Below are 22974 nucleotides of genomic sequence, written 5' to 3' on the forward strand. Positions count from 1 at the left end.
ACGATCGGGCCGCGTCTAGGCGCGGCCTGATCGTCTCGTCAATATCGTTCGGTGACGAAGTTCATCCCGCGCAGGGTGGCCTGGTCGTTGTAGCGTCCCTTGTCGGAACGCTTGGGCAGCTTGACCTTGGTCTTCCTGATCCGCTTGTAGGGGATCGCCCTGAGCAGATGCGCGATGCAGTTCAGCCGCGCCCGCCGCTTGTCGTCGGAGCGGATGATGTACCATGGCGCATGCTTCGTGCTCGTCTTCTTGAGCATCAGGTCGCGTGCGCGTGAGTAATCGTACCAGCGCTTGAAGGATTCCAGATCCATCGGGCTGAGCTTCCACTGCCGCACCGGGTCGTCGATGCGAGCCGTGAAGCGGCGCTCCTGCTCCTCCATTCCGACCTCGAGCCAGACCTTGATCAGGATGATGCCGCCGTCGATGACGTACTTTTCCATCTGCGGACAGAGCGAGAGAAAGCGGTCGTGCTCGGCGGGCGAGCAGAAGCCCATGACGTATTCGACGCCGGCGCGGTTGTACCAGCTGCGGTCGAAGATCACGACCTCGCCGCCGGCTGGAAAATGCTTCATGTAGCGCTGAAAGAACAGCTGCGACTTCTCGCGGTCCGACGGCGCCGGCAGCGCAACCACGCGGAACACGCGCGGACTGACCTTTTCCGTGATCGCCTTGATCGTGCCACCTTTGCCGGCTGCGTCCCGCCCCTCGAACAGCACGATGACCCGAAGCTTGTTTTCCCTGACATAGTCCTGGAGATGGCAAAGTTCGACCTGGAGCTTTTCGAGCTCCTTCTCGTAATCCTTGCGCTTCATCCGTTCCGTCGCCCCGGCCTTTGCCATGCTTCGCGTTCCATTGCGTCAATGCGGCCAAACCGCGATCAGTCCCCCCAGGAAATGGTCACCCCGATGTCGCCGGGCACGCCGCCGGGAAAGTCGATGACCTGATAGCCGATCCGATAGCCGCGCGGCTTGAGGTATTCGGTCCAGAGCTCGAAGATCTCCTTTGGAATTCCCGTCAGCGTTTTCTCCCAGCCTGCCTCCATCTGGTTGATGGCGCGGCCCTTGTCGGTGCACAGCGTATTCGGGAAGCGATAGACTTGTACTTCGGTCAGGCCGTTGCGTACCGCGCGCTGGATGATGGTCGAGGCGAGCTTGATCTTCTCCTCCTCGGACTTGCCGGACGGTTTGCTCAGCCGTTCGATCAAGTCGCGTTTCTCGGCTTCGGCCGCCGCGGCGAGGCGAACATATTCCTCGGCCTTTCTGGCTTCCTCGAGCGCGGCTTCCTTGCGGATTTGCAGTGCGTTGGGAATGAGATCATCGATGCCGGGCATGATTGATGCGTTCCTGGCTTGCTGTTGGGGCAGAGTCAGGACTAGTCTAGGTTTCGCGCCGTCTCGACCTTTGATTCATATCAAGCAATTTCTCACCTGCGTGGCCACGGTGGCCGTGCGGTGCATAAGCCGCCCTGGTCCCTTCCGTGGAGAAGAGCATTGAGCGAGCAACTTCATCCGCTGGCCCCTCATCATTTGCCGTTCTATCTCGCGCCGGGAAGCGGGACCGACGTGCTGATGGCGGTGATGGGGATCTTCCTGGTCGGTACCGTGCTCTGGGTGGGCACGCTCTACTGGAAGCTGCACAGCCTACCCGAGCGGATGGCGCACAAATCGCAGAAGCTGCAGTTTGAGATCGTGGCGGTGCTGGGCATTATCTCGCTCTTTACGCACTTGCACATTTTCTGGGTGGCGGGTCTGCTGCTCGCGATGATCGACCTGCCCGATTTCGGCACGCCGCTACGCAGCATTGCCGGCTCCGTCGAGAGGATCGCTGATGCGGCGCCGGGCGAGGCGCGCGAGCCCGACCAGCCGAGCCCCGCGCCGATAGAGACGTCAGTCCCGAAGGAGAAGGAGCGCAGCCATGTTTGAGCTCATGTTCTGCTCCCTTCTGACCATCCTGCCGGACTATCTCTACCGCCGCTATGCCCAGGGCAAGCGCTTCGGCAAGGAGATCACGTTCTTTTCCATCTGGTACGAGCTGCGCTGGGGCATCACCGGCTGCCTGATGCTCACGGTGTCGCTGATCACCATGATCTTCTACTTTCATCCGGCGACCAACTCGGCGGCAATCTACTTCCGGACCGTGCCGATTCTTCCCGAGGGTTCGGGGCGCGTCGCCGAGGTCAAGGTCAGATACAGCCAGTCGGTGAAGCAAGGCGACGTCCTGTTCACGCTGGACAGTTCGAAACAGCAGGCCGCTCTGGAAACGGCCAGGAGCAAGGTTGCCGAAGTCGATGCTTCGCTGATTTCGGCGCGCGCCGACGTCGTCAAGGCCGAGGCTCAGCTGGAGGAGGCGAAATCCTCCTTTCAGCAGGCCAAGGACGAACTGGATGTGAAATCCGAGCTGCAGCGTCGCAATCCCGGCATCGTGCCGCAGCGTGACATCGAGAAGTTGCAAGTGGTGGTCAACGGACGGCAAGCCGGTATCGACGCCGCGAATGCCACACGGGAATCCGCGTCCTTGCGAGTCTCCACGCTGCTGCCCGCGGAGAGAGCCAGCGCCTCCGCCGCGATGGCGCAGGCACAGGTCGATCTCGACAAGACCTTCGTTCGCGCCGGCGTCGATGGGCGGGTCGAACAGTTCTTCGTTCGGCCCGGCGATCTTGTTGCACAGATCATGCGACCAGCCGGTGTTTTGATACCGACAGAATCCGGCAAGGGTGGGCTGCAGGCCGGGTTTGGACAGATTGAAGCGGGGGTGATGAAGGTAGGGATGGTCGCGGAAGCGACCTGCATCTCCAAGCCGTGGGTGATCATTCCGCTCATTGTCACCGATGTGCAGGATTACATCGCCGCCGGCCAGGTCCAGGCTGGCCAGGAATTGATTGAACTTCAGAATGCACGGAAGCCGGGTTCGATACTCGCCTTCCTGGAGCCGCTCTACAAAGGCGGCCTTGAAGGCGTCACTCCGGGGAGCAGCTGCATCGTCAACGCCTACACCAGCAATCACGAGGAGATCTCGGCGAAGGAGACCAGCACCGTCCGCGCCATTGCCTTGCATGTCGTCGACGGCGTCGGGCTGGTGCATGCGATGCTGCTGCGCATTCAGGCGCTGCTGCTGCCGATCAAGACGCTGGTGCTCAGCGGACACTGATCGGGTTCGACGCGCTACCAAATCGAGCGGGCAAATTGCTCCAGGCGGAGTGAGATTAGCCCGTCCGGCCTGCGAACGTCATCTGTTCTGCGAGAGCCGCATGGTCTCAGCGAGAATGCCGATATGGTTTCGTTTCGTCATCGTCGCCGGCTTGGTCGTGCTGGTTCTCGGGGCTGGCCTGTTCGGCTATCGCTGGTATTCCCGCCCGACGGTGCTGACTATCGCGGTCGGATCCCTGGACCGGGAGGCCACACGGCTGGTAGCGGCGCTGGCGAGCCGGCTCGCTGCGGTCAATGCTCCGGTGCGCCTCAAGCTGGTCGAGACGACCAGCGCTGTTGACGCGGCCGATTTGTTTGCGGCCGAGAAGGTCGATCTCGCCGTCGTGCGCGGCGACGTCGGCGATCTGTCGCAGGCCCAGGCCGTCGTGGTGCTCGCCCATGCCGTCGTTCTGCTGGCGACTCCGCCGGGATCGTCCATCACCGACATCGCCGGCTTGAAGCGCACCAGCGTCGGCGTGATCGGCGGCGAGATCAATCGCAAGATCGTCAACGTCCTGAGCGACGAATATGGCCTGGCCCGCGCCAACGTGACGTTCCGCAATCTCCAGCCGCCAGACGCGCGGCGCGCGCTGGACACCAAGGAGGTCCGGGCGATTCTGATCGTCGTTCCTCTCGCCGAAAAATACCTCGCTCTGTTGCGCGGCCTGTTTTTGCAGACGCCGAAGACCGCGCCGGTTCTGCTTCCCATCGATGCCGCCGGTGCCATCGCCGCGAAGCAGCGCGCATTTGAAAGCTTCGATGTCCCGAAGGGCACGTTGCGCGGTTCGCCTCCTGTCCCGAGCGAGGATATCACCACGCTGCGGGTCTCATTCTATGTGGTCGCGCAAAAGCAGCTCAGCGCAAAGGTGGCCGGCGGCCTGGCTGACGCGCTGATGAAGGCGCGCAGGGACCTGCTCGGCGAATTGCCGATCCTCTCGCAAATGACAGCGCCGAGCACGGATTCGGACGCCTTCCTCCCGGTCCATCCCGGCGCCGCCGCGTTCTACAACGGCACACAGCAGAGCTTTCTGGACGAATGGGGAAACGCGATCTTCCTCGCGCCGATGATCCTGGGCGGGCTTGTGTCGGTGCTGGCGGCCGCGTGGAAATTCCTTCGGGCGGGCGATCCTTCGAAGGATGAGCACGACCTGGATTCGCTTTATGCGCTGGGTGCGCGGATACGCACGACCGGCGCGGAAACCGAACTGTCCGAGATCGAGGCCGAGATTGACCGGGTTCTCCAGGCGCAGCGGGCCAGGACGGCGGCGGGAGACGAGAACGCGCTCGATGTCACGACCCTGAACGTTGCCGCGCATCGCCTTCAGAGCCTGATCCACGACCGCCGGATTCTGCTGTCGGCGCTGCCGGACTCGAGCGCTTGAGCGGCGCGGCCGAAGGGCGATAGAGGCGCAGTGCGTTAGCGCAAGAGTTGTGCTGTAATAGCCGCCGTTTAGACTTTTGAGGCTGCCGGGGAATAGAATGAACGGGCGCATTCCCATCGGCGCGGTCAACATGGTCTGGCCCGGGGTAGCTGCGCGTGTCGTCGTCTGCCTGCTGGTTTGGGCCATGCTGCCGGCCGCCGCGAGCAGCGAGCCGCGTGGCCAGCCCAAGCGCGTCCTCATGCTCCACTCCTTCGGACGCGACTTCAGACCATGGAGCGAATATGCCCGCACCATCCGGGCCGACCTCCAGCAGCAATCGCCGTGGCCAATCGACCTGCAGGAGCACACGCTCCTGACGGCGCGGTTCAACGATCCGGGTCCGGAGGCACCGTTCGTCGCCTATCTCCGCTCGCTTTATCGCGACAACCCGCCCGACATCGTGATGAGCATTGGGGCGCCGGCGGCAAGGTTTGTCCAGAAACATCGTGACCAGCTATTCCGCGACACGCCCATGGTGCTGACGGCGGTCGAACAACGGCTGGTGAACCGCATCGAACTGACCGACAGCGACGTTGTCGTCGCCGTTCACAACGACTTCCCGGCGTTCTTCGGCAGTATTCTTCAAGTCATGCCGGAGACCGAGACGATTGCCGTCGTCATCGGCTCTTCGCCGCTTGAGAAGTTCTGGCTCGAGGAGATCAAGAGGGAAGCGAAGCCGTTCGAAAACCGGGTCGCATTCGTCTGGTATGCAGACTTGGCATTTGAACAGATTCTTCATCGGGCGTCGGCGCTTCCGCCGCATACGGTGCTGTTCTGGCATCTGATGTCCGTCGATGGCGCCGGTATCGCACACGAAGGTGATCTCGCGCTGCGCAGCCTGCATGCGGTCGCCAACGCGCCGATTTTTTCCTACCAGGAGGCGTTCTTCGGTCACGACACCGTCGGCGGCCCGATGCATTCGATCGCGGGAGCGAGCCAGGCGACCGTCAACGTTGCGATCCGCCTTCTCGGCGGCGAGAAGCCCAGCGCGATCAAGATCGAGCCGCTTCGGTTCGCGTCGCCGAGATACGATTGGCGCGAGTTGCAGCGCTGGGGCATCAGCGAGAGCAATCTGCCCGAGGGCAGCGATATCCTGTTTCGCGAGGCAACCATTTGGGACAGATATCGCTGGCAGCTGGTGCTGCTTGCCAGCGTGATCCTGATCCAGGGGGCGTTGATCAGCGGATTGCTCCATGAGCACCGCCGCCGCCGCCTAGCCGAGGTCGAGGCGCGCCAGCGGATGGTGGAGCTCGCCCATGTCAACCGCTACGCGGCCGCCGGCGAACTCACGACGTCGGTCGCGCACGAACTCAACCAGCCGCTGGGCGCCATCCTCACCAATGCGGAGACTGCGGAGCTCATGCTGAGGAGCACCTCGCCGAACCTCCGGGAAATCGCCGATATTCTCGCCGACATCAAGCGGGACGACCAGCGCGCCAGTGAAGTGATACGCCGGCTTCGCAGCGTGCTGAAGAAGACGCCATTCGAGATCAGGGACATCGACCTCAATCAGACGGTGCGCGAGGCGATGGGATTTGTGGGCGATCTGGCGCGTGGACAGGGTGTGGTGTTGAATTATGTTCCGCCCCCGACCGAGCTGCACGTCAAGGGGGACCCTGTTCAACTGCAACAGGTCATGCTCAATCTCATCATGAACGCAATCGACGCGGTGTCCGACGCGGACCCGAGGAAGCGCGAAATCAGCGTCACGGCGGTCCACGCCGGCAGCCATGCCGAGATCAAGGTCGCCGACAACGGGCAGGGCATTGCGCCCGGCGACCTGAATACGATCTTCGATCCGTTTTTCTCCACCAAGCCGCAAGGCATGGGCATGGGGCTGGCCATCGTCCGCACCATTGTCGAGGCGCATCAAGGGCGTATCGCCGCTGAAAATCAGCCATCGGGGGGCGCGCTCTTCACCGTTAGGCTTCCGATCGGTCGCGGCAGCGCGAAATCGGCTTGATACCGCCGTATCGCTCTGGCGTCGCAGCAGGTTTCCTCCCCGCGCCGGATGCGCGTTCCTTTGATCTTGATCAATGAAGGCTGTTGACCTTCCAGGATGCTCGCGCTGCGAGGCCCGAGGGAGGATGTGATGTTTCGTTGCGGCAAGACCTTGATCGCGATGGCGCTGCTGCTGGCGATCCCGGTCGCTGCGGTCGCTCAAACGGCTGGCACCCCGACTGCCCCGGGCGGTCAGGCACAACCGTCAAGCCAGCCGCCGCCGACTGTCGAGTTGCTCAAGCCCGAGCAGCTCGAGGCACTGGTGGCGCCGATCGCGCTCTATCCCGACGAACTGCTCGCCAATGTGCTGGCGGCATCCACCTATCCTCTGGAAGTCGTGCAGGCCGATCGCTGGCTGAAAGAGCGCAAGACCCTGAAGGGCGATGCGCTGAAGACCGAGGTCGAGAAGCAATCCTGGGACGACAGCGTCAAGGCACTGGCCTCGACCGCCGACGTCCTCACGATGATGAGTGACAAGCTCGACTGGACCAAGGCGCTCGGCGACGCCGTGCTGGCGCAGCAGCCGGACGTGATGGATGCGGTCCAGCGGCTCCGTTCCAAGGCCTTTGACAACAAGAAGCTGGTCACCACCAAGCAGCAGAAGGTCAGCGTCCAGACCCAGGAGAGCAGGCAGGTGATCGTGATCGAACCGGCCGTATCAGATACGATGTACGTGCCGTATTACGAGCCGGCGACGGTCTACGGCGAGTGGCCCTACGCGGAGTATCCGCCGTATTACTTCGGTTACCCGTCCTACATTGGTGCGGGCGTCGTCGCGGCGGGTCTCGCCTTCGGCACGGCCTGGGCCATTGGCCGCTGGGGCAATTATTGGGGCGGTGGCTGCAACTGGGGCAACCGCAACGTCTACATCAATCACCGAACCACCAACGTTGGAAATGGCTGGCAACACAATCCGTCGCATCGCCAGGGCGTTCGCTACAACAACGCAAATGTTCAGCAGCGCTTCGGCAATAGCAACCTGAAGGCCGGTGCCTCCGACCGGATGGATTTCCGCGGACGCGACGGACAGCAAGTGTTGAAGCCGGGACAGGACCGGGCAGGTTCTGGAGATCGTGCGGGAGATCGTGCAGGAGACCGCGCCGGCGATCGAGGTGGCCAGGGTGCGGGGGATCGCGCCAAGGGCGGAGGTGATCGTGCGGCCAAGGGTGGTCCCAAGAATGCCGGTGCCAAAAATGCGGGTGCCAAAAATGCCGGTGCCAAGAGCGCCGGCAACAAAGCAGGCGGTGGCAAGGGCGGTGCTGCGGCTGCGAACCGTGGTGGCGGCAGCTCACGCGGCGGAAGTGCGCTGAACGTATCGTCGGGCCGCTCGGCGGCGGCGGCGTCGGCCCGCGGTCACGCCAGCATGGCGAGCGCGGGGCCGCGTGGCGGCGGTGGCGGCGCCAGCTTCGCCGGCCGCGGTGGTGGCGGTGGAGGCGGCCGCGGCGGTGGTGGCGGCGGGCGCCGTTCCGACATCTCGCTGAAGCACGATGTCGTCTTGCTTGGCCATCTCGCAAACGGACTCGGCTATTATCGCTTCAACTATATCGGCAGCGACAAGGCCTATGTCGGCGTCATCGCGCAGGAGGTCGAGGAGGTGATGCCGAAAGCTGTCACCCGCGGAGCGGACGGTTATCTCCGGGTCTATTACGAAAAGCTCGGTCTTAAATTCCGCACCTACCGCGATTGGCTCGCCGGCGGCGCGAAGATTCCTGCGGAGGTGACGCCATGATGGGCTTGAATACGGTTCATCGTGCGGTTGTGCCGGCCATCATGGCACTGGCGCTCATGGGTTCGCCGTCGCTCGCGCAGCAGTCCTATCCGACACCGGAGGAAGCAGCGGCGGCGCTCGCCACCGCCGTCAAGAGCGGGCCGGACAGGGCCATCCTGAAAGTGCTCGGCAGCGCCGCCGACGACATCGTCTCGTCCGGCGACGAGGTGGCCGACGTCGACATCCGGAAACGCTTCACCTCGATGTACGATGCGAAACATTCGATCAAGGCGGAGGGTAACAAGAAAGCGACGCTGATGCTGGGGCCGGACGACTTCCCGTTCCCGATCCCGCTCGTCAACACCAAGACCGGCTGGGAGTTCGACACCGCCGAAGGCCGCATCGAGATCCTGTATCGCCGTATCGGCCGCAACGAGCTCGACGCGATCCAGACCAGCCTCGCCTTTGTCGATGCGGAGAACGAGTACGCCGATAAGGATCGCGGCGAGGGAGCCGGCGTGTACGCACAGCGCATCGTCAGCAGTGCGGGCAAGAAGGATGGGTTGTTCTGGCGCGACGACAGTGACCCGAGCCCGCTCGGCGCACTGGCGGCACAGGCTTCGACCGAGGGCTACAAGGCCGAGGAGGGGCCGGCGCCCTATCACGGCTACTATTTCCGCATCCTGAAGGGGCAGGGCGCAAACGCGCCGGGCGGCGTGCTCAACTATGTCGTCAAAGGCAAGATGATCGGGGGCTTTGCGCTGATCGCCTGGCCTGCCGAGTACGGCAATTCCGGAGTGATGACCTTCCTGGTCAACCATGCGGGCATCGTCTATCAGAAGGATCTGGGGACTCGGACCAAGGTCCTCGCTCCCCGCATGACCGAGTTCGATCCGGACCAGACCTGGAAGAAGGTCGATGCTGCAAAACCCTGAGCGACGCACGGAGATATCGCGCCGGCTGCTTGGGCGTCTCGCACCACTCGTGTTGCTCGCGCTCCTCGCCTCGATGACCCCCTCGTTCGCGCAGGCGTCCGCCCAGGTCCGCGTCAAGATCGTCAAGGCGGGGCTGCTCTTGGGTGGTGGCGCCGGCAGCGGGGTGCTGACTTATCGGGGCCGCCATTATCCATTCCGTGTCACCGGGTTGAGCTTGGGTTTCACCGCCGGCGCCACGGTTGGACGGCTCGAGGGCCGGGCTTCAGGAATTCGAGAGGTCGGCGATTTTGCCGGTACGTACAGCTCGGTCGGCGGCGGAGCCGCCCTGATCGGCGGCATCAACGGCGTTCAGTTGCGCAACGACAGAGGTGTCACGATGGTGCTGCAGGGACCAAAGGCCGGGCTGGAGTTCGCCGCCAACCTCAGCTCGATCATGATCTCCCTGAGGTGAGCGTGCAGCGGCGAAATGGGGACCTCACATCCAGCGCCCCCTGACGCCTTTTCGCTCGCAACGCCACTGCTCCGATGACGGGGCGTAATTGACTGGGCTTTCAGATCACGAGCTCGAATTTCTCGCGCGGCAGAAACTGATCTGAAGCTATTGTCGGGCAGCGATTGCGGTCATCTCGAGTTTGACGCCCGGACCGAGATCGGCCACGCCGATTGCGGCGCGCGCCGGCAGATGAGCTTCTGCGAAGTGCGCCTTCCAGGCCGCATTGAACTCTGCCTTCTCCTTGAGGTCGGCCATGTAGATGGTGACCTGCAAGACGTTGGCGAGATCGGACCCGAGGGTCTTCAGCAGGTGGGCCAATTGTCCGAGGACGTCGTATGCCTGGCCCGACATATCGAGACTCGTGTCCTCGGGGACGATGCCACCGATGTAAAGCACGCCGTTATGCTCGACCACTTCGTGGAGCAGACCTTCGTAAGGCAAGACGCGCTTGATCATGACGAAACCGATGTTGCTGTGAGGACCGGCGGCATATCGCACATTTCAATGTCGGTGTCGTTGCAAGAGATGGCGTACGCCTGCGAAAGGGCCACTCCGATCGTGGTCAGATAAAGTATTGAAAATAAAGGAACAAATTGACCTGCGAATCGTCGTCATCGCTCTGGCGAAGGTCACCAGCCTCTCATTGCGCACGAGGGCCCGGCATTTCCGCAGGCCTTGACCCTGACGACATCGGAAAGTGGATCGGTATACTGGCACCCGAATGACGCGGGGCTGCCGGACCATGCCGTGCCCGGAACAAGGATCAGACGATGGACGATACGATTGGCTTCCCCGACCCCGGCCTCGACCTGTCCGACGGCTTCAAGCCGCACACCTCCCATTGGGGCGTGTTCTCGGCGCGTCAAAGCGCGGCCGGGCTCGAGGTCAGGGCGTATGCGGGCGATCCCGATCCGAACGGCATCATCGACAATTTCCCCGGTGCGCTGCGACACCAGGCGCGTATTGGCCAGCCGGCGATCCGCCGCGGCTGGCTCGAGCGTGGCCCGGGCCCGGACGATCGCCGCGGCCGCGACGAGTTCGTCTCCGTCAGCTGGGAGAAGGCGCTCGATCTCCTCGGCGACGAGCTCGGTCGCATCCGTGACACGCGCGGGCCCGGTGCCGTGTTCGGCGGCTCCTATGGCTGGTCGAGCGCGGGCCGCTTCCATCACGCCCAGAGCCAGGTGCACCGTTTCCTCAACATCGCCCTGGGCGGCTATGTACGCTCTGTGAATTCCTATTCCTCGGGCGCGTCCTCGGTGCTGCTGCCGCAGATCCTCTGCGGCTACGAGGACATCACCAAGCGCAACGTCACCTGGGAGCAGATCGCGGCCGAAACCGACATCGTGCTGGCGTTCGGCGGCATGGCGTTGAAGAACTCGATGGTCGCCGGCGGCTCGATCAGCAAGCATGTCGAGCGCGGCGCGATGGCAGCTGCGCGCCGGCGCGGCTGCGAGTTCATCCTCTTCAGCCCGCTGCGTGAAGACCTGCCCGTCGAGGCCGGTGCCGAATGGATGACATGCGTGCCCGGCACCGACACCGCGCTGATGCTCGGAATCGTCCACACGCTGGCGAGCGAAGGCCTGCACGACCAGGCTTTCCTCGATCGCTACACGGAGGGGTGGCCGGTCTTCCTGCGCTATCTCACCGGCGAAACCGATGGCCAGCCGAAGAGCGCCGAGTGGGCCGCCGCGATCTGCGGCGTCGGCGCGGACACGATCCGCCGGCTGGCGCGTCGCCTGGCCGGAAAGCGCGCGCTGATCACCGTCTCCCATTCGCTCCAGCGCGCCGAGCATGGCGAGCAGCCGGTGTGGATGGGCATGGTGCTGGCGGCAGCCCTTGGCCAGATCGGCCTTCCCGGCGGTGGCTACGCCTATTCGTTGGGTGCGATCGGTTATTACGGCCGCCGCGTCAACGACGTGCCGGGGCCGACGCTGGGGCAGGGCCGCAATGCCGTCCGTGATTTCATTCCGGTGGCGCGCATCGCCGACATGCTGCTCAACCCCGGCAGCACCTATCGCTACAACGGCGAGACGCGCACCTATCCGGACATCCGTCTCGTCTACTGGGCCGGCGGCAATCCCTTTCATCACCACCAGGACATCAACCGCCTGCGCAAGGCGTTTGCGAAAGTCGACACGCTGGTCGTGCACGAGCTCGCATGGACCGCCACGGCCCGGCATGCCGACATCGTGCTGCCCTCGACGATGACGCTCGAGCGCGAGGACATCGGCTATTCCAGCAACGATCCGCTGATGGTCGCCATGCACCGGATCGCCGAGCCGTTTGGCCTTGCGCGCGACGATTACGAGATTTTTGCCGATCTCGCCGAACGTCTCGGCGCGCGCGAGCCTTTCACGGAGGGACGCACGTCGCGAGAATGGCTAGAACATCTTTACGAGCCGACCCGCGCATCGCTGGAAGCGCGCGGCCTTGAGGCCCCGGCCTTCGAGGACTTCTGGCAGCGCGGCAGCCTGGTCGTGCCGCAGCAACCCGATGACGGCGGCCGGCTGCGCAGTTTCCGCGACGATCCTGTCAATCATCCGCTGCCGACGCCGAGCGGCCGCATCGAAATATTCTCCGCCAAGATTGCGGGCCATGGCGACGCGGATTGTCCCGGCCATCCGGTCTGGCTCGACAAGACCGACATGCCCAAGCCCGGCGCGCCCTGCTTCCTCGTCGCCAACCAGCCGGCGACGCGTCTGCACAGCCAGCTCGATTTCGGCGGACATTCGCTGGCGGCAAAGCATCGCGGCCGCGAGGTCGCGCGCATGAATCCGCGCGATGCGAGCGCGCGCGGCATCGGGGACGGCGACATCATCCGCCTGTTCAACGCGCGCGGCGCGTGCCTTGCCGCAGTCCATGTCACCGACGGCGTCGCGCCGGGCGTCGTGCAGCTTCCGACCGGCGCCTGGTACGATCCGATGGATCCCGAAGACGAAGCGCCGCTCTGCGTTCACGGCAATCCGAACGTGCTCACCCGCGACATTGGCACTTCATCGTTCGCCCAAGGCTGCACCGGCCAGCTCACGACGGTCGAGGTCGAGAAGTTCACCGGCAATCTGCCGCCGATCCGGGCTTTCGATCCGGTGTAGAAAAAAGCGGGGCCGCCCTGTTGGGTGCAGGGACGGCCCCGAGAGGCTCGCGGGCCCGGGAGGAGGAGGGCGCGAGCTGAATGCTTAGGCGGCCGCGCTGATCCATTCCCTCTGTGCAGAACCACGACGCGGCGGAAGCGCCTTCACCTCGGGCCGCTCGCCCTTGCTGGCGAGGCGCCAGCGTGCCGGTGATTGACCGCTGATGCGCTTGAAGACGGTGGAAAAATGCGCCTGCGTGCTGAAGCCGACCGCAAGCGCGATCTCCGCCAGAGGCCGCTCGGTCGTCGCCAGCAGCGCCTTGGCCTGCTCGATCCGGTAATTGAGCAGATACTCCCGGGGGCGATAACCGGTCGCGGTGCGGAATTGCGCCGCAAAGTGCATTCTGGACAGGCCGGCGACGTTGGCGAGCTCGGACAGGCTGATGCACCGGTCGAAATGATCGGCGACATATTGCTCGATGCGCCGCAGCCGCCATTTCGGCAACGCATTGACCCTGGCGCGCGGCAATTCCACGCGCGCAAGATGCATCGCAAGGGTCTGGCCGATGCAGCACGTAAACTTGTGGTCCACGGCGTCGCCATGTTCGATCAGCGCCTTGGCAAGTTCGGCGGCGAGCGGGTCGCGCAACAGCACGAGGTCATTCAGTCCTTCGGTCGCGGCGAATTGCGCCGGAAAATGCTCCGTGGCGATGTGGACGTGCAGGAAGGCGCAGGGCGACTGGAATTGCACGGCGAGAGGTTTCGACGGCGCGGTGAGATAGAGGGTGCCGGCGGGCATCGTGCCGTCGAAAATGATCTGGCGGTCCCGGCTCAGTTTTAGGCGCGTGGTCTTCAACGCGATGCCGACGAAATAGCGATCCTCGGGCGTCGTCGCTTCGTGCGAGGACGTGCTCCGCGGGTCTTCCCATCGCGAAACCGTGATGTCCTCGACGGCCTCGGGGCCGCAATCGATCTGGCGCCATTGGCGCTCCCGAATGATCGCCTGTGTCGATTGGGGGATCTCGTGACCCCGCTGGCCGGCCGGAAAATCAGTCCAGGCAGGCGCTCCCTGCGAATTGGTCAACATCGTTGGTCCTCTCCAGGCTTTGCGGCTGCTTGCAATCGGCAAACGCGCAAACCCATGCTTTCGATGTTGAGAGGATAGGCGTGCTCTGGCCAGGAAGCCCGTTAGTGGTGATTAGGATCTGTTAGTTTTTGTGGGGCGCGTCACGTGCGGCAGCTCGTCGCAGAAGGGGACGTTTTTGCGCGTTTTATCAACTGTTTGCGCAGCCCGATCCGACTCGGGAGAGCGCGGGCTATCACGCGGCTATCCATGCAGCGGCGTGGGTTTCCTACGATGCCCTCGCTGGACCTCGCACCGGTGCCGGGTATAGTCGCGCCGCATTTCGATGGAGCGGCTGTCAAGATGAGTCAGAAGTGACCGAGCTCTCGGCAGGTCATGGCCCCCGTGGCAGCGGCGCCGCAACGATGCTCGATTTCGAGGCCGTCTCGTTCGGTCCATTTTCGCTTCGGTCGCGGCTGCTGGAGAAGGATGGCCTGCCGGTCAGGCTCGGCAGCCGCGCGATGGATATCTTGCGCCTGCTCGTCAGCCGCGCCGGCGAAGTGGTCCCGAAGGACGAGATTCTCGGCTATGCGTGGTCCGGACTCTCTGTCGAGGAGATCAGCCTTCGCGTCCATGTCGCGGAGCTGCGCAAGGTGCTGGGCGACGGAAAAAGTGGCGCCCGCTACATCACCACCATCCCTGGCCGGGGCTATTGCTTCGTCGCGCCCGTGCGGCGCGTCGAGCGCGCAGAGGTGTCTGCGTTGGCGTCGCGGGCACCTCAAAAGGCGGCGCCACCGCCGTCTCTGCCGCATCGACTGGACCGGATGGTCGGGCGGGAGGACGCCGTGGCCGAGTTGACGGCGCGCTTGCTCCGCGATCGCTTCGTCACGCTACGTGGGCCGGGCGGCATCGGCAAGACCACCGTCGCGACCGCGATCGCGCATGACATGTGCGATACCTTCGACGGCAACGTCCATTTTCTCGAATTCGGTCCCCTGAAGGACGCGGCGCTGGTTGCGAGCACGGTTGCCGCCGCATTGGGCCTCGTCGTTCACCACGATGATCCATCGGGCAGCATCGTCAATTTCCTGCGCGGGCGGCGGCTGCTTCTCGTTCTCGACAGCTGCGAGCACGTGATCGACGAGGTCGCGCGCCTTGCGGAAAACATCTACCGGGAGGCGCCCGGCATCGTCATTCTCGCCACCAGTCGCGAGTCGCTGCTGGTGGAAGGCGAGCAGATTTTCGAGCTCGTTTCGCTGCCCGGCCCCCCGCAGGGAACCCGCCTCAATGCCGGCGAGGTGCTGGCTTATCCCGCTGCGCGTCTGTTCGTCGATCGCGCGGTCGCCGCGGGGCATCGCGACGACATCACCGACGCCGATGCGGAGATCCTGTCCCGGATTTGCGGCAAGCTCGATGGCATCGCGCTCGCGATCGAGCTGGCTGCCGCACGCGTCGGTCTCTACGGGCTGCGCGAGATGGCGGATCTGCTCGACAGCCGGCTGCAGCTCGAATGGCGCGGGCGGCGAACGGCGCCGCCGCGGCAGCAGACCCTCAGTGCAACGCTCGATTGGAGCTTCGGCCTGATCGGCGAGAGCGAGCGGATCGTGTTCCAGCGGCTCGCCGTCTTCGCGGGCAACTTCACGTTGAAAGGCGCGATAGCGGTCGCGGCCGGGGAGGCGCCGGAAGAAGGCGTCGTCCACGCACTGGAGCAGCTCGTGGCCAAGTCGCTGGTGTCCGCGCTGCCGGACGGAGCGTCGCGGCGCTATCGCCTGCTGGATGCCACGCGCGCCTATGCCATGCAGAAGCTGGCGGATGGCGATCAGGCAAACGAGATCGCGCGCCGTCACGCGCTATATGTTCAACGCGCGCTCGAAGCAGGCATGAGGGATCATGGGGGCACCGATCATGCATCCCTTGTGCAGGAGCGCGTGAGCCTGCTCGCCGACGCTCGCGCGGCGCTGCAATGGAGTTATGCCAACGACGACGGCGCCGGCTTGCGCGTGCCGCTGGCGGCCGGCTGCACAAGGCTGTTCGTCGAGCTCAATCTGCTCAGCGAGGCCCGCATCTGGTCCGATCGCGCACTCGCAACGCTCGACAATGCCGACCGGGGCGGCAGATGGGAGCTCGAGCTCCAGTCCACGCTCGGTCACGCCCTCATGTTCACCGAGCGCAACAGCGAGCAGGCGGAAGCGGCGCTCCGGCGCGGGCTGGAGCTTGCGGAGGCGCTTTCCGATCACGCCAACACGTTCAGGCTGCTGTCGCGGCTCAACATGTTCTACCGCCGCACCGGTGGCTATCGGCATCTGGTGCCGACCGCGCTTCACGCCGAGCGGATTGCCCGCCTGATCGGCGACATCGCGGGGATTGCCGGCAGTAAGGCGCTGCTCGGCGTTTCCTATCACCTCGCCGGAGATCAGGTCGCGGCGGAGGCCCATCTCGACCAGGGCGTACGCGACGACGCTGCGCTACGCGGAACGCAACCCGGACATTTCGCCTATTCGCGCACGCCGCAAATTCCGCTCGCGCGCGTGCTGTGGCTGCGCGGCTTTCCCGATCGTGCGCTCGAATGCGTCCGGCCGCTTGTCGGCGCTTCAGCGCCGCGCGACGCGGTGATGCATTGTATCGCGCTGTGCTGGTCCGCCTCCGTGTTCGGGTGGGTTGGCGACTGGTCGTCCGTCGAGACCATGACCGGTCGCTTGTCGGCGCATGCGGGCATGCACGGACTCGTACCCTACGAAGCCGTCGCGACCGGCTTTCGAGCCCAGGCCATGATCGGCCGCGGCGAGGTCACCGGCGGCATCGACTTGTTGCGGAGCGCGCTTCCACGCCTGCATGCCGATCGCTACGAGCTCTATGCATCGGCGTTCGCCTCGGACCTGTGCCGGGGATTGGTCACTTTGGGACGATTGACGGAAGGCGCCCAGGTCCTGCACGAAACCATCGACCGGGTCGTGCAGGAAGGCGGGGCCTTCGACATGCCCGAACTGCTCCGTCTGCGGGGAGAACTCGAGGCTCGTGGCGGCAATCTCGAGGCGGCCGAAGCAGATCTTGTCGCGTCGATCACCCTTGCCGAGCAGCAGGGCGCATTGTCCTGGCGGCTGCGGGCCGAGACGTCGCTGGCGCAGCTTCGTGTTCGGCGGGGTGTGCAGGCTCCGCTGGAACGGCTCGCCGAAACCTACGCCCGCTTCTGCGAAGGATTCGAGACCGCCGATCTCATTGCGGCGCGGCGCATGCTGAACGGGCCGGCGGCCTGAACACGTCGCAGCAACCGGCCGTCAAGGCCTCTCCTAAGGCCTGTCCTAAGCGCGTCCATCGGCGGTCATCTCTTCTGTCCGTCCAGCCGCGCCAGGAAGTCGCGGACGAGCGCGGCGATCTCGTCGGTGGCTTCATCCAGCGCGAAGTGGCCGGCTTCGAGGATGTGAATCTCGGCATCCGGCACGTCGTCGCGATAGGCCTCGGCGCCTGCGACGGTGAAGGACGGATCGTATTTGCCCCAGACCACCAGCGTCGGTGGCCGCGTCTTGCGCAGCCAGTCCAGCCATTTGGGATATGAGGCGACGTTGGTCCGGTAATCGAGGAACAGCGTGGTCTGGATCTCGGCCTGGCCGGGACGCGTCAGGAACGCGTATTCGTCGGTCCAGGTGTCGGGGTCGTAGCGTTCGGGGTGCGGGCTCGAGCCGAGATGCCGCTGACGGGTCGCTTCCAGGGACGTGAAGTTGGCCTTGAGCGCCTCGAGCTCGTGTGCGGGATCGGCCCAGTACTTCCTGCGCGCACTCCAGAGCGGACCCAGCCCCTGCTCGTGCGAAACCGCGTTCTGAACGATGATGGCGCTGATACGTTCGGGCTGCGCCAGGGCCATGCGGAAGCCGACAGGACCTCCGTAGTCCTGCATGAACAGGACGTAGCCGGCAAGTCCGAGCTTTGTCGTGAGCTCGCCGATCACGGCGGCGATGTTGTCGAACGTATAGGTGAAATCTGACGGCGGCGGCGCGCTGCTGTTGCCGAAGCCAGGATAGTCCGGAGCGATGACATGATATTTGTCGGCGAGCAACGACAGCAGGGGCTCCCACATCCGCGACGACGAGGGAAAGCCGTGCAGCAGCAAAACGGCCGGGGCGTCGGTGGGGCCGGCCTCGCGGTAGAAGACCTTGAGGCCCTCGATCTCGACGGTGTGATAGCTGATCGAGCGTCGGCTCGACCGCAACTCTTGCGCCGACGCTGTCACGGTCGCGCCGACCATCGCGGCCGAGAGGACGAGTGCGGCTGGGATGTTCATGTCATCGCTCCGGTCCGGTATGTCGGGTGAAGATCTGTCGAAAGCGGGTCATGCGCTTGCGACTGCGATGTCGGGAGGCGCCGTCACGGGCCCCTCCCGAGATGTGGCCGCATCCCGGCTTTACGAAGCGCGCGCCAACGGTTTGCCCTTGAGGGCGGCGAGCAGCGCCTGCGCGGCCGGCCTGGACGAATGCGGGTTCTGTCCCGTGATCAGCAGGCCGTCGCTGACGACGTGGGGCGTCCAGTTGGCCTTCTTCGAGAAGGTGGCGCCGAGGCGCAGCATCTCGTCCTCGACCAGGAACGGCACCACCTTGGTGAGGCCGACGGCTTCCTCCTCGCCATTGGTGAAACCGGTCACTTCCCTGCCCCGCACCAGTGGCTTGCCGTCCGGCGTCTTGACGTGGCGCAGCGCCGCCGGGGAATGGCATACGATCGCGACATGCTTGCCGGCGGCAAAGAACGACTCGATCAGCTTGACCGAGTCCGGGTCTTCGGCAAGGTCCCACATCGGGCCGTGGCCGCCGGGATAGAACAGCGTGTCGAAATCCTCCTGCCTGACGCTGTCGAGGCGAAGCGTCTTGTCGAGCTGTGCTTCCGCGGCGGCATCCGCTTCAAAGCGCAGCGTTAGGTCGGTGCGGAACTCGGGCTCGTTGCTCTTGGGGTCGAGCGGCGGACGGCCGCCCTTGGGCGAGACGAGCGTGATCTCCGCGCCCGAATCCTTGAACACGTAATAGGGGGCGGCCAGCTCCTCGAGCCAGAAGCCCGTCTTGCGCCCGGTGTTGCCGAGTTGATCGTGTGACGTGAGAACCATCAGTACTTTCATGACTGTTTCCCTTGAGTGTGTTCACTGAAATGATGCGTTCCAACCCGATGGAGATGGGCCGCCTGCGTCTCGTTCGAGCACGTCGTTCGATGCTCGCAAGCGCAATCTGCGCTCGAGGCGCGCTGTTGGCCCGTTATGTATTGTTAGACGTTGAGAGCGGTGGTTCGTTGCCGGGCCTGCGCGCGCGGTTACTCGAACACGGCGTCGAATATCTCGACGTCCATCAGCACCGGCTTGGCGATCACGGTTCCGTCGGGCCGTAGCGTCTGCGCACGTCGAAGCGTCGGCACCACGATGCCGCCGAAGATGTCATGGGCCCAGGAATAATTTGCGACCTTCATCCCGAACAGATCGTGATCCGTCCGCCGTTGCAGGGCGCTCTCGTCGAAGTAGAAGATCTGCTCGGGCGCGAGCGTGATCAAATGCGCGGGAAATTGCGCCCGCAGCCGCCGCCAGGTCTCGGCGCCCTCGCGCCATGGCGCCAGCTCCTCCGTGACGACATCGGGATGGGCAAGGAGGAATGGGCTGGTCAGGTAATTCCAGATTGCGACGCCGCAGAAGAAGACGAGGTGCAGTTCGTCCGCGAGCGCAGGCGAGCCGACCTCGGGAAATGCAAGGCTCGGGTTGCGCCAGGACCGCAGGACCTCGCCATCCAGGCTCTCGATCGTGATCGCATCGGGCTGGAAGGAGCCGGAGTGTTCGCCCCCGGTGATGCCTGTGAAGCGGACCGATTGTGTCTTGGTCGAGCCTTCCGCAGTCACATCCTTGAATTCCCTGGCATGTCCGGCGCTGGAGAACAGCGTTCCGCCGACGGACAGGTGGAGGGTGAACCGGTTCAAGCTGTTCCAGCGGGCCAAACCACCGCTGGCATCGATGACGTCGTCAAGAAGGGCCATGTCCCGCCATATCCACCGTGAAGTGCCACCACCATGGCGGGGTGTATGCGGCTTGGCGTGTTAGAAGTTGTTAGGAGTTGCGAGCGCGCAGCATGGTGGTATCTCCTTGAAGATACTCTCAATTCAGGCTGCCCAGGAGCTCCCTTGCGGCGACCAGATCGCAAGTCTGGAGGCCTTCCCTGTATCGCGCCACGAGTGGGGTGAGCAGGGCCCGCGCGTCGGCGGACTTGCCGGCCCGCTCCCAGATGCGGCCGAGACTGATCGCTCCGCGGAGCTCCCAGCCAAGCGCGCATTGCCGGCGTGACAGATCGAGCGATTTGCGGACGTAGTTCTCGGCTTCCGCTGAGTGACCCGACCGCGCAAGGATGTCGCCCTTGATCCTGAGCATCTCCGGCATGTCGAAGGACTCGCCGTTATCGGGAATCTGGGCGATGGCCTCATTGATCGTCTGCAAGGCCTCCTCGGCCTGGTTCTGGGCGGCGAGACCCTCCGCGAGCGCCGTCGCGAACACCGTCGTCATGATCCGGTGCCGGGTCGCGTACAGCGTGGCCTGGCTGCGGCGCAGGAGTTCGATGCCGGCGGCGACCTCGCCGCGGCGCAGCAGCAGCTCGCCCTTCTGGCCGATGCCGACCGCGTGATAGGGGCCGAGGAAGTGCCGGGCGGAGTGATCGATCAGGCGCTCGATCAGGCTTTCGGCATTGGCCCAGTCGCCGACCCAGAGGAACACGTAGATCGTCCAGATCAGGGAAATACCGAGCGTGAGCGGCTGCTCGAGCAGCTCGGCCTCGCGCACCGTGTATCTGGCCGCCTCGATCGCATGATCGGGCCTGCCGGTGAGCCAGAGCCCGCGCGCCAGCGCCACCAGCGCGACGATGCGGTCGTCATAACCGAGATGGCCGATATTGAGCCGCTGCGAGCCGGGATTATGCACCATCGCGCTCTCGCAGAACTGCACCGCCTTGTCCTGGTTGCCGATCAAATGATGCGCGACGCCCAGCATCCATTCCACGTTCAGCGTGCTGGCGGGATCGTTCAGCTTCCGCGCAACGCTTTCGCCCTGTTCGCCGGTCCCGAGCGCGCCGTGAAAATCTCCGACCCGGGTCAGGTAGATGTGCAATCCGCGCAGCAGCCAGAGCTGCCAGTGCAGATCCTCGAGCTCCCGGGCAAGCTGGAGGCTGCGCGTGAACGCCGAGTGGACCGCTTCGGTATTGCCCTGCGTGAACATCGCGGAGACGCCGAGCGCGGCTTGCAGCGTCATCTCCGTGCGGCTGTCGGCCGCGCTCGCATCGAGCAACGCCAGCGCCTGCTGGGTCCAGCGGGAGCATTCCGTCAGCAAGGTCAGCTCGAGGAAGAACTGGGCCGCCGCGGCCGCCAGATCCACGCCGATGGTCCGGTCGCCGCCGTCCGAAAAGCTGAAGGTCAGCGCGGCCCGGACATTGGGCAGATGATCGGCATAGGGAAGGAAGCCGCCCGCGCTCTGCATGCCAGTGGATTTCAGTGCGATGTCGCGCAGGAAATCGCGGAAATATTCGGCGTGGGCGCGCGCGACGCGGGGCGCTTCCCCGTTCTCGACGAGCTTGTCCGCGACGAAGGCGCGTGTCGTGTCGAGCAGGCGATAGCGCAGCCGCCGCTCCGCAGGCGAGGTCGCGATCAGCGATTTCGACAGCAGGTTCGAGATCGCCTCGACCGCTTCGGGCTCGCCGATGCCCTGGCAGGAGGCGACCGCAAGCGCGGCTTCCAGCGTGAATGGCCCGACGAACACCGACAATCCGCGCAGCGTTGCGCTCTCGGCTGCCGGCAGCAGATCGTAGCTCCAGGCGAGCGCCGCGCTGAGGGTCTGGTGCCGCGGGATCGCGGTGCGCCGCCCCCGCCACAGCAGCGAGAAGCGGCTGTCCAGCAGCGAGGCGGTTCCGGCTATGCCATAGGCGTTCACGCGCCCGGCCGCGAGCTCGATCGCGAGCGCGATGCCGTCCAGCCGCCGGCAGATCTCGGCGACGAGCGGCGCATCCTCTTCGCTGAGCTCGAATTCTCCGAGGCTTTCGGCAATGCGTTCCACGAAGAGCTGACTTGCGGGATAGGCAAGGATGTCGGCGAGGCCGAGCCCGTCGCGCTCCGGCGGGCAATCCAGCGGAAACAACCGATGGACGCGCTCCCCTTCCGAGCGGAAGGATTCGCGGCTGGTGGCCAGAATATGCAGCTCGCCCGCCTCCCGGACGATGCGCTCGGCCAGGGGGGCGAGGTCGTCGAGGATGTGCTCGCAACTGTCGAAGACCAGCAGCATCCGCCGGCTGCGCAGGTGCGTCAGCAGCCCCGGCATCGGTTCCTCGGAATTGACGGTCAGGCCGAGGGCGGCTGCGATCGTTCCGGTAACGAGCCGGGGCTCCGTCAGCGCGCCGAAATCGACGAAGCACACCTGGCCCTCGAAGGCATGGAGCTCGGCGTGCGCGACGGCCAGTGCGACCGAGGTCTTGCCGATCCCGCCGGGGCCGACGATCGTGACGAAGCGATGCAGGGCAAGCTCGGCCGAAATCTTCTCGATCGCATCGTCCCGCCCGATCATCTTCGCGAGTGGCGAGGGCAGCGAGCGGGGCGAAGCTGCGGGCAGGCCGGACCGGTTCTCCGAAGCAGGCTGCAGCAGCGGAGCCGCGAAGCAATAGCCGCGCCCTGGGACGTTGACGACGTAGCGGGAGGCTTCCCCGGCATCGCCCAAGGCCTTGCGGAGCGTCGTGATGTGAAAGCGAAGGCTGCCTTCGTCGACGTTCACGTCGGCCCAGACGCGCTTGATCAACTCACGCTTGTCCACAACCTCGCCGGCGCGCTCGGCGAGAAAAACGAGGAGGTCGAGCGCACGACCGCCAAGGTGAACGGGAGCGCCGTCCTTCTCGAGCAGCCGCGACTTTGCGAACAGCCGGAACGGTCCGAAGGCAATGGCCGAATCCTGGTCGTTGGTGTCCGGCACGGGCTAGTGATTCCAGTGAAAAGGCTGGTGTCTGCGCTTTGATCTACCAGAACGAGGTCATCAGTAAACTGGCCGAAAGTGGCAAAATCGCGTGGCGATGACCGACCGCAGGCGGAATCTCAGCCGCAAATTTGCTTAAACGCGAA

17 protein-coding genes are annotated in these 22974 nt (G+C 64.6%); 9 read left to right on the forward strand and 8 right to left on the reverse strand.

Going from position 1 to position 22974, the window contains the following annotated elements; genetic code table 11:
- Nucleotides 1-38 precede the first annotated feature (38 nt).
- The gene (gene ppk2 / locus NR187_RS07485; RefSeq protein WP_256806163.1) at nucleotides 39-839 is read right to left on the reverse strand and encodes a polyphosphate kinase 2; all 801 of its coding nucleotides are present in this window, start codon (nucleotides 837-839) and stop codon (nucleotides 39-41) included.
- Nucleotides 840-877: 38 nt separating this feature from the next.
- On the reverse strand, nucleotides 878-1330 hold the full coding sequence (locus NR187_RS07490) for a hypothetical protein (protein ID WP_211384761.1): 453 nt from the start codon (nucleotides 1328-1330) through the stop codon (nucleotides 878-880).
- A gap of 159 nt (nucleotides 1331-1489) precedes the next feature.
- Here NR187_RS07490 and NR187_RS07495 point away from each other — a divergent pair, with 159 nt between their 5' ends.
- The 7 genes from NR187_RS07495 to NR187_RS07525 all read left to right on the forward strand — a co-directional run bounded on the left by NR187_RS07495 (nucleotide 1490) and on the right by NR187_RS07525 (nucleotide 9700).
- Nucleotides 1490-1921 carry a hypothetical protein gene (locus NR187_RS07495; RefSeq protein ID WP_256806164.1) on the forward strand — a complete coding sequence of 144 codons (432 nt, stop codon included), beginning with the start codon at nucleotides 1490-1492 and terminating at the stop codon, nucleotides 1919-1921.
- Nucleotides 1914-3146, forward strand: a complete 1233-nt coding sequence (locus tag NR187_RS07500) for an HlyD family secretion protein (protein ID WP_211384762.1) — start codon at nucleotides 1914-1916, stop codon at nucleotides 3144-3146. The genes NR187_RS07495 and NR187_RS07500 overlap by 8 nt, the downstream gene beginning before the upstream one ends.
- A 100-nt stretch (nucleotides 3147-3246) precedes the next feature.
- Nucleotides 3247-4566 carry a TAXI family TRAP transporter solute-binding subunit gene (locus NR187_RS07505; RefSeq protein ID WP_211384763.1) on the forward strand — a complete coding sequence of 440 codons (1320 nt, stop codon included), beginning with the start codon at nucleotides 3247-3249 and terminating at the stop codon, nucleotides 4564-4566.
- Between the two features lie 97 nt (nucleotides 4567-4663).
- Nucleotides 4664-6568 carry a HAMP domain-containing sensor histidine kinase gene (locus tag NR187_RS07510; protein WP_211384764.1) on the forward strand — a complete coding sequence of 635 codons (1905 nt, stop codon included), beginning with the start codon at nucleotides 4664-4666 and terminating at the stop codon, nucleotides 6566-6568.
- A 129-nt stretch (nucleotides 6569-6697) separates the two neighbouring features.
- Nucleotides 6698-8335, forward strand: a complete 1638-nt coding sequence (locus NR187_RS07515; protein WP_256806165.1) for a DUF3300 domain-containing protein — start codon at nucleotides 6698-6700, stop codon at nucleotides 8333-8335.
- On the forward strand, nucleotides 8332-9249 hold the full coding sequence (locus NR187_RS07520; protein ID WP_211384766.1) for a DUF2950 domain-containing protein: 918 nt from the start codon (nucleotides 8332-8334) through the stop codon (nucleotides 9247-9249). The genes NR187_RS07515 and NR187_RS07520 overlap by 4 nt, the downstream gene beginning before the upstream one ends.
- Complete coding sequence (locus tag NR187_RS07525) at nucleotides 9233-9700, forward strand: hypothetical protein (RefSeq protein ID WP_211384767.1); 468 nt, start codon at nucleotides 9233-9235, stop codon at nucleotides 9698-9700. The genes NR187_RS07520 and NR187_RS07525 overlap by 17 nt, the downstream gene beginning before the upstream one ends.
- Before the next feature lie 147 nt (nucleotides 9701-9847).
- Here the strand turns inward: NR187_RS07525 and NR187_RS07530 are convergent, their stop codons facing one another.
- The gene (locus tag NR187_RS07530) at nucleotides 9848-10198 is read right to left on the reverse strand and encodes a RidA family protein (RefSeq protein ID WP_211384768.1); all 351 of its coding nucleotides are present in this window, start codon (nucleotides 10196-10198) and stop codon (nucleotides 9848-9850) included.
- A 314-nt stretch (nucleotides 10199-10512) separates the two neighbouring features.
- Between NR187_RS07530 and NR187_RS07535 the strand changes: the two genes are divergently transcribed.
- Nucleotides 10513-12834, forward strand: coding sequence for a molybdopterin guanine dinucleotide-containing S/N-oxide reductase (locus NR187_RS07535; RefSeq protein ID WP_256806166.1), 2322 nt, complete (start codon nucleotides 10513-10515; stop codon nucleotides 12832-12834).
- Between the two features lie 84 nt (nucleotides 12835-12918).
- On the opposite strand, the gene NR187_RS07540 is transcribed toward NR187_RS07535, so the two are convergent.
- Nucleotides 12919-13899 carry a helix-turn-helix domain-containing protein gene (locus NR187_RS07540; RefSeq protein WP_256806167.1) on the reverse strand — a complete coding sequence of 327 codons (981 nt, stop codon included), beginning with the start codon at nucleotides 13897-13899 and terminating at the stop codon, nucleotides 12919-12921.
- 350 nt (nucleotides 13900-14249) lie between these two features.
- On the opposite strand from NR187_RS07540, the gene NR187_RS07545 reads away from it, so the two are divergent.
- Nucleotides 14250-17129 (forward strand): winged helix-turn-helix domain-containing protein, encoded by a 2880-nt coding sequence (locus tag NR187_RS07545; protein WP_256806168.1) that lies wholly within the window; start codon nucleotides 14250-14252, stop codon nucleotides 17127-17129.
- A gap of 65 nt (nucleotides 17130-17194) precedes the next feature.
- On the opposite strand, the gene NR187_RS07550 is transcribed toward NR187_RS07545, so the two are convergent.
- The 4 genes from NR187_RS07550 to NR187_RS07565 form a co-directional block, all read right to left on the reverse strand.
- Nucleotides 17195-18151 carry an alpha/beta fold hydrolase gene (locus NR187_RS07550; protein WP_256806169.1) on the reverse strand — a complete coding sequence of 319 codons (957 nt, stop codon included), beginning with the start codon at nucleotides 18149-18151 and terminating at the stop codon, nucleotides 17195-17197.
- Nucleotides 18152-18271: 120 nt separating this feature from the next.
- A complete protein-coding gene (locus NR187_RS07555; RefSeq protein WP_256806170.1) occupies nucleotides 18272-18973 on the reverse strand; it encodes a type 1 glutamine amidotransferase domain-containing protein in 702 nt (233 codons plus the stop codon).
- A gap of 188 nt (nucleotides 18974-19161) precedes the next feature.
- A complete protein-coding gene (locus NR187_RS07560; RefSeq protein ID WP_256806171.1) occupies nucleotides 19162-19869 on the reverse strand; it encodes a hypothetical protein in 708 nt (235 codons plus the stop codon).
- Between the two features lie 118 nt (nucleotides 19870-19987).
- The gene (locus NR187_RS07565) at nucleotides 19988-22828 is read right to left on the reverse strand and encodes a winged helix-turn-helix domain-containing protein (RefSeq protein WP_256806172.1); all 2841 of its coding nucleotides are present in this window, start codon (nucleotides 22826-22828) and stop codon (nucleotides 19988-19990) included.
- Nucleotides 22829-22974: the final 146 nt, after the last annotated feature.

It is taken from the genome of Bradyrhizobium sp. Bra64 (assembly GCF_024519875.1).
In the GTDB taxonomy this organism is placed as follows: Bacteria; Pseudomonadota; Alphaproteobacteria; order Rhizobiales; family Xanthobacteraceae; genus Bradyrhizobium; species Bradyrhizobium japonicum_G.